The sequence below is a fragment of the Streptomyces sp. NPDC042259 genome (assembly GCF_055582085.1).
The window spans coordinates 49,301-56,170 of record NZ_JBVJDW010000009.1 but is presented as its reverse complement, the minus strand read 5'-3'; the positions used below and the strand labels follow the sequence as shown (position 1 = coordinate 56,170).

Here is a 6,870-nt window from a genome sequence, read left to right as displayed (position 1 = left end):
TCCCCCCAGAGAACAACCCCCCCCCACCCCCCCCCCCCCACCCCCCCCCCCCCCCCCCCCCCCCCCCCCCCCCCCCCCCCCCCCCCCCCCCCCCCCCCCCCCCCGCGGCGCGATCCGACAGCGCACGTCGCCTCCCGCGCACCGCTCACGCAGTCGCGCGGCTACCTCCGTTCCAGCCGGAAGAGCCGGATCTCCCGCTCCACACGCGCCTGATAGCGCGCGTACGGCGGCCAGAACCTCACCACCGCCGCCCACGCGGCCTCCCGCTCCGCTCCGCGCAGCAGCCGCGCCCGCACCGCGATGTCCCGCCCCTTCCAGCTGATCTCCGCGTCCGGGTGCGACAGAAGGTTCGCCGTCCAGGCGGGATGCCCGGGCCGGCCGAAGTTGCTGCCGATCAGGATCCAGCCGCCGGGACCGTCACCCTCGGGCATGCACGCCAGCGGCGTCCGCCGGGGCAGCCCGCTCTTCGCACCCCTGGTCGTCAGCAGGACGCTCGGCAGCATCCCGGCGCTGAGCAGCACCTTCCCGCCGGTCAGCCGGTGCAGGGTCCGGTCGAGCGCCGGCACGCAGTGCGGTGCGACCCGGGCGAACGCGCGGGTCGCGGTCACCTTCTGCACGAGGCGCTTCACGGCGGCCGTCACAGGGCCACCGCTTCCCGGTCCCCACCGGCGTCAAACAACCCCGCCGTCTGTGCCGCACGTCCCCGCAACCGGTGCACGGGCCCGAACAACAACTCGTCCGAGGCGGCCCGCTTGAAGTACAGCTGCACATCGTGTTCCCACGTCACGCCGATACCTCCATGCAGTTGGACGGCTTCTCCCGCGACGAACCGCGCCGTTTCCAGCGCTTGGGCCAGTGCGAGCCCGGCGACGACACGCGCGCTCTCGCGCCCCGGCGGCGAAGCGGCCGCGGCCGGGTCCCCGCGCGGCCCCTCGCCCCGCCCCGGACCGGCCCCGGCATCCGTCTCGCGGCCCACGGCCCACGCGGCGTAGTAAGCCGCCGAGCGCGCCGCCCGCACCGCCACGTAGAGGTCCGCCAGCCGGTGTTTGACCGCCTGGAACGATCCGATCGGCCTGCCGAACTGTTCCCGCACGCGCGCGTACTCCACCGTCCGCTCCAGCGCCCGGTCCGCCGCTCCCACCGCTTCGGCCGCCAGTACGGCCGCCACGCGCCCGCCGACCGCGGCCAGCGCGCCGCACACGTCGTCGGTGAGCCCGGCGCCGGAGTCCGGGTCCGCGCCCAGCAGCTCGGCGTCGGTGTCCCGCAGCTCGATCCGGGCCTGCGGCCGGGTCTCGTCCAGCACGGTCTGCCGTGTACGGACCACACCACGGGCGTCCCCCGGCCGCACGGCGAACAACAGGGTGCGGCCGCGCGTGTACCCGCCGACGTGGGCCGCGACGAGCAGCAGACCGGCACGGTGTCCGTCGAGGACCTGCCGGACCTCCCCGTACAGCCGCCAGCTCCGGCCGCCGTCCACCGGCCGCCCCTGCACACCGCCCGCCCGGCCGCCACCGGACCACGCGCCGTGGTTCGGCCCCGTGAGCCCGAGGGCCGTCGGCAGGGCGCGGCCGGGGACCGCGAGCGCCGCCGTCAGCTCCCCCGCCGCGAGCCGCGGCAGCAGCTCCGCGCGCTGCCGGGGGCTGCCCAGGGCCGCGACCAGCGGTGTCACCAAGCCCGCCGCGGGCACCAGAGGCGAGGGAAGCAGCGCCCGGCCGGTCTCCTCGCACGCCAACGCCAGCTCGGTCGGCCCGCACCCCACTCCCCCGTAGCGGCGTTCCACCGCCAGACCGGGCAGGCCCAGCCCCTCCGCGAGGCGGCGCCACAGGCCCTCGTCATAACCGGCCTCGGTACGGACCGCGGCCTTGACGTCGTCCGGTCCGCAGTGTTCGAGCAGCAGTTCTCGCAGAACGCGGGTGATCTGGAGCTGTTCCTCGCTCAGCGAGGCGTCCATCGGCGGGCTCCTCCCTAACTGACGGTGAGTCATATTAGGGAGTCGATTCGCGCTTTCCCAGAGGTCTTGCTGATGTACCGTCAGATTCATGAGTCCCGGACACCGCAAGGTCGCCGTCGTCGGCGTCGCCCTCTCGGACTGCGGCCGCGTCGACACGGCCACCCCCTACGCCCTGCACGCCCAGGCCGCCCGCCGGGCCCTGGCCGACTCGGGACTCGACAAGCGGGTCGTCGACGGCCTGGCCTCGGCCGGCCTCGGCACCCTCGCCCCCCTGGAGGTCGGCGAGTACCTGGGGCTGCGGCCCACCTGGGTGGACTCCACCGGTGTCGGCGGCTCGACCTGGGAGGTCATGGCCGCCCACGCCGCCGACGCGATCGCGGCGGGCCACGCGAACGCGGTGCTCCTGGTCTACGGCTCCACCGCCCGCGCCGATCTCAAGGCGGGCCGCCGCCGGGCGAACCTCTCCTTCGGCGCACAAGGGCCCGCACAGTTCGAGGCGCCGTACGGGCACACCCTCGTCGCCAAGTACGCCATGGCGGCCCGACGCCACATGCACCAGTACGGCACCACGCTGGAACAGTTTGCCGACGTCGCCGTTCAAACCCGTGCCAACGCCGCCCACAACCCCCAGGCCATGTACCGGGATCCGATCACGGTCGACGACGTTCTCGGCGGACCGGTGATCGCCGACCCCTTCACCAGACTCCACTGCTGCGTACGCTCGGACGGCGGCTGCGCGGTGCTGCTGGCGGCGGAGGACTACGTGGCGGACACGGCGAAGCCCGCGGTGTGGATACGGGGCGCCGGTACGGCGGTCTCCCATACGACGATGTCCGAGTGGGCCGATTTCACGGTGTCCCCGGCGGCCGTCTCGGGACGGCTGGCGTTCGAGCGGGCGGGCGTGACCCCCCAGGACATCGAGGTCGCGGAACTGTACGACGCCTTCACCTACATGACGCTCGTGACGCTGGAGGACCTCGGTTTCTGCGCGAAGGGCGAGGGCGGCGCCTTCGTGGAGAAGGGGCGGCTGCTGGTCGGCGGCGCGCTGCCGGTCAATACCGACGGTGGCGGCCTGTCGGCCTGCCACCCCGGCATGCGCGGTCTGTTCCTGCTGGTCGAGGCCGTGCGACAGCTGCGCGGCGAGGCGGAGGCGGGCCGCCAGGTACGCAAGGACGACGGACGGCTCCCCCGGCTCGCCGTCGCCTCGGGGACCGGCGGCTGGTTCTGCTCATCGGGCACCGTGATCCTGGGCCGGGACTGACACCGCCCCCGGGCCCGCCGGGCTCTCCCGCCGTCGCCGTGCCCCCACGGCCGAGACGGACAGCCGGGGGTATCCGCCGCCGAGGCGCGTGTCCGTCGCCCGGACGGCGGGGCACGCGGGGCACCGGGAGTTAGATGGGGCTCATGAACCACCACTCGGACGACAATCGGCAGGAGTCCTTCCGCGAGCTCCTTCGCTCCTTGCGCGTATGGGACACCGCACTCCCTCGGTTCGAACCGGGGGCCGCTCCCCCCGATCCCCTGCCCCTCTTCCAGCAGTGGCTGCGCGAGGCGGCCGAGGCGGGTGCCCCCGAGCCGCACACCATGGCGCTCGCCACGGCGGACGCGGACGGGCGGCCGTCCGTCCGGACGCTGATGCTGCACGACGCGGACGAACGGGGCTGGCACTTCGCCACCCACAAGACGAGCCACAAGGGCCGGGACCTGGCCGTACGGCCCCATGCGGCGCTGGGTTTCTACTGGCCCGCCGTCGGCCGGCAGGTCCGGGTGCGGGGCACGGTGACGGCGGCGGACGCGACGGAGAGCCGGGCCGACCTGGCCCAGCGCTCGACGGGCGCCCTGGCCGCCGCGTTGACCGGACACCAGAGCGAACCCCTCACCTCCCTGGCCCACCTGGCACGGGCCTCGGACGCGGCGTGGGAACGGGCGCGGCAGGAGCCCGACGCCCCTGTCGACAGCTGGACGCTGTACGTGCTGGCAGCCGACGAGGTCGAGTTCTTCCAGGGAGACGCACAACGCCGCCACGTACGCCTCGTCTACCGCCGGACCACGGACGGCTCGTGGGCCAGGGAACTTCTCTGGCCGTAAGGCCCCGGGTCAGTACGGGCCGAAGACCGGCACCGGTACGGCGGTCCCATCGGGCGCACGGAAACGGACCCGCAGGCGCATGCCGATGCTCAGCCGGGCCTCGGGGCAGTCGACCACCTCGGTCATCATGCGCGGCCCTTCGGCGAGGTCCACCACGGCGGCGGTATAGGGAACCCGCTCCCCGAAGGGGGGCAGATCGTTTCGATGGACCACGGACCAGGTGTACAGCGTGGCCAGGCCGCTCGCCTGCTCCCATTCGACGTCCTCGCCCCAGCAGTAGGGGCAGAACTCCCGCGGATAGTGGTGCGGACGGGCGCACCCGGTGGCACGGCAGCGGCGTATCAGCAGCCGGCCTTCGGCCGCCGCGTCCCAGTAGGGCCGGGTGAAGGCATCGATGCCGGGCAGGTCGAACCGCGGCGTCCCGCCGGCGGCGTGAGGTGTCGCAACCAAGAAGGCACCCTTCCTTTTCCCACTGACCGCACCATTCCTGACGGCTCATCAGATCGGTAGCCTGACCATACGTCAGCCATTCGGTCATGGACAGGAGTGGGCGAGAACGATGCTTGGATCGACTCACGGCACCCTCACCACCACCTCCCGCACCGCCCGCGTGGTGGCCTGCGGTGAGCGCCCCCACCCCGCCGTCCACGGCCTGGCCGACGCCGCCCAGGACCTGGACGTCAGCGGCCGGCCCTTGCGGTCGGCCGTACCCGACCTGGACCGGTTCTTCCGCCCCCACGCCGTGGCCGTCATCGGCGCCTCCGACGCCGAGGGCCGCCCGAACACCGGGATCACCCGACAGCTGCTCGCGTGGTCCGAGCACGTCGGCGCCCGTGTCCACCCCGTGCACCCCACCCGAAGGACCGTCTTCGGCCTCACCTGCCACCCGTCCATCGGCGAGGTACCCGAGCAGATCGACCTCGCCGTCCTGCTCGTCGGCGACCCCACCCCCCTCATCGGCGAACTCGCCGCCGCCAAGGTCACCTTCGCCGTGGCCTTCGCCTCCGGCTTCGCCGAAACCGGGCCCGAGGGCGCCGCGGCCCAGGCCCGGCTCGCCGCCGCCGTCCAGGCCTCCGGGATCCGGCTGCTCGGACCGAACACCAACCTCAACGCCTTCGAGCGCTTCCGCACCGATCTCGACGGGCCGGCCATCGCGCTGATCACCCAGTCAGGCCACCAGGGACGCCCCCTCTTCGCCCTCCAGGAACTCGGTATCCGGCTCTCCCACTGGGCCCCGACCGGCAACGAGGCGGATCTGGAGTGCGCCGACTTCCTTTCCTACTTCGCCACCCGGCCCGAGGTCGGGGCCATCGCGGCGTATGTGGAAGGCATCAAGGACGGCCGGGCCTTCCTCCTCGCCGCCGACCGCGCGGCCCGCCACCGGGTGCCCGTCGTCGCCGTCAAGGTCGGCCGCACCGAGACCGGTGCCCGTACGGCCGCCTCCCACACCGGCAAGCTGACCGGCGCGGACGAGGTGGTGGACGCGGCCATGCGGCAGTTCGGCGTGATCCGCGTGGACGGACTCGACGAACTCCAGGACACCTCGGCCCTGCTCGCCCGAGCCCGGCCGCCCCAAGCCACCGGTGTCGCCGTCTATTCGATCTCCGGCGGCACGGGAGCCCATTTCGCCGATCTGGCCACGGCGGCCGGTCTGGAACTCCCCACCCTCTCCGCCGGGAAACAGCGCGAACTCCACGCGTGGATACCGGAGTACCTGAACGTCGCGAACCCCATCGACAACGGCGGCCACCCCGTCGGGGACTGGCGCGGACGACGGATCATCGACGCCCTCCTCGCCGACCCGTCCATCGGCGTCCTCGTCTGTCCGATCACCGGCCCCTTCCCGCCCATGAGCGACCGGCTCGCACAGGATCTCGTGGCGGCGGCGGAGGAGACGGACAAGCTGGTGTGCGTCGTATGGGGCTCGCCCGTGGGCACCGAGGACGCCTACCGCACCACCCTGCTCGGCTCCTCCCGCGTCGCCACCTTCCGCACCTTCTCCAACTGCGTCACCGCCGTCCGCGCCTATCTCGACCACCACCGCTTCACCACCGGCTACCGCTCCCCATTCGACGACGCCCCGCGCACACCGTCCCCCTCGGCACGCAAGGCGCGGGCGCTCATGCGCCCGGGCGAGCAGCTCAGCGAGCACGCGGCCAAACAGCTGCTGCGCGCCTACGGCATCCGCGTCCCCCGCGAACAACTGGTGACCAGCGCCGCCGCGGCCGTACGCGCGGCCGCCCAGATCGGCTACCCCGTGGTGATGAAGGCCTCGGGGCCGCAGCTCACCCACAAGACCGAACTCGGCCTCGTCAAGATCGGCCTGACGTCCGCCAGCCAGGTACGCGACGCCTACCGCGAGCTGACCGACATCGCCCGCTACGAAGGGCTGCCCCTGGACGGCATCCTGGTCTGCCAACTCGTCGGGCACGGCGTCGAGATGATCCTCGGCATCACCCCGGACAGCCTTTTCGGTCCCACCGTCACGGTGGGGCTGGGCGGGGTGCTCGTGGAAGCCCTGCACGACACGGCCGTACGCGTCCCGCCCTTCGGCGAGGGCGACGCTCGCGCGATGCTCGGCGAACTGCGCGGCCACGCCCTGCTCAGCGGCGTCCGAGGAGGCCTCCCGGCCGACGTGGACGCGCTCGTCGAAACCGTCCTGCGCGTGCAGCGCATGGCGCTGGAGCTGAGCGATTCCCTCGCCGAGCTGGAGATCAATCCCCTGCTGGTGCTGGAACGCGGCCAGGGCGCCGTGGCCCTCGACGCACTCGCCTTCTGCCGCTGAGCCCCCGCCCACCGCCGGGCCACGCCCCGCCGCACGCAGGACCAGG

6 protein-coding genes are annotated in these 6,870 nt (G+C 73.4%); 3 read left to right on the top strand and 3 right to left on the bottom strand.

Annotated elements, in window-relative coordinates:
* Positions 1-161: 161 nt before the first annotated feature.
* Positions 162-641 (bottom strand): nitroreductase family deazaflavin-dependent oxidoreductase, encoded by a 480-nt coding sequence (locus ACZ6MA_RS23190; RefSeq protein ID WP_469435832.1) that lies wholly within the window; start codon positions 639-641, stop codon positions 162-164.
* Positions 638-1,951: an acyl-CoA dehydrogenase family protein gene (locus ACZ6MA_RS23185; RefSeq protein WP_469435831.1), complete on the bottom strand. Its 1,314-nt coding sequence runs from the start codon at positions 1,949-1,951 to the stop codon at positions 638-640. The genes ACZ6MA_RS23190 and ACZ6MA_RS23185 overlap by 4 nt, the downstream gene beginning before the upstream one ends.
* An 88-nt stretch (positions 1,952-2,039) precedes the next feature.
* On the opposite strand from ACZ6MA_RS23185, the gene ACZ6MA_RS23180 reads away from it, so the two are divergent.
* Both ACZ6MA_RS23180 and ACZ6MA_RS23175 read left to right on the top strand, forming a co-directional pair.
* Positions 2,040-3,212: a thiolase C-terminal domain-containing protein gene (locus ACZ6MA_RS23180; protein ID WP_469435830.1), complete on the top strand. Its 1,173-nt coding sequence runs from the start codon at positions 2,040-2,042 to the stop codon at positions 3,210-3,212.
* Positions 3,213-3,355: 143 nt separating this feature from the next.
* Complete coding sequence (locus tag ACZ6MA_RS23175) at positions 3,356-4,039, top strand: pyridoxine/pyridoxamine 5'-phosphate oxidase (RefSeq protein WP_469435829.1); 684 nt, start codon at positions 3,356-3,358, stop codon at positions 4,037-4,039.
* A gap of 9 nt (positions 4,040-4,048) precedes the next feature.
* On the opposite strand, the gene ACZ6MA_RS23170 is transcribed toward ACZ6MA_RS23175, so the two are convergent.
* On the bottom strand, positions 4,049-4,489 hold the full coding sequence (locus ACZ6MA_RS23170; protein WP_469435828.1) for a Zn-ribbon domain-containing OB-fold protein: 441 nt from the start codon (positions 4,487-4,489) through the stop codon (positions 4,049-4,051).
* Between the two features lie 109 nt (positions 4,490-4,598).
* On the opposite strand from ACZ6MA_RS23170, the gene ACZ6MA_RS23165 reads away from it, so the two are divergent.
* Entirely contained in the window at positions 4,599-6,824 is a 2,226-nt protein-coding gene (locus ACZ6MA_RS23165) for an acetate--CoA ligase family protein (RefSeq protein WP_469435827.1), read from the top strand.
* Positions 6,825-6,870 lie beyond the last annotated feature (46 nt).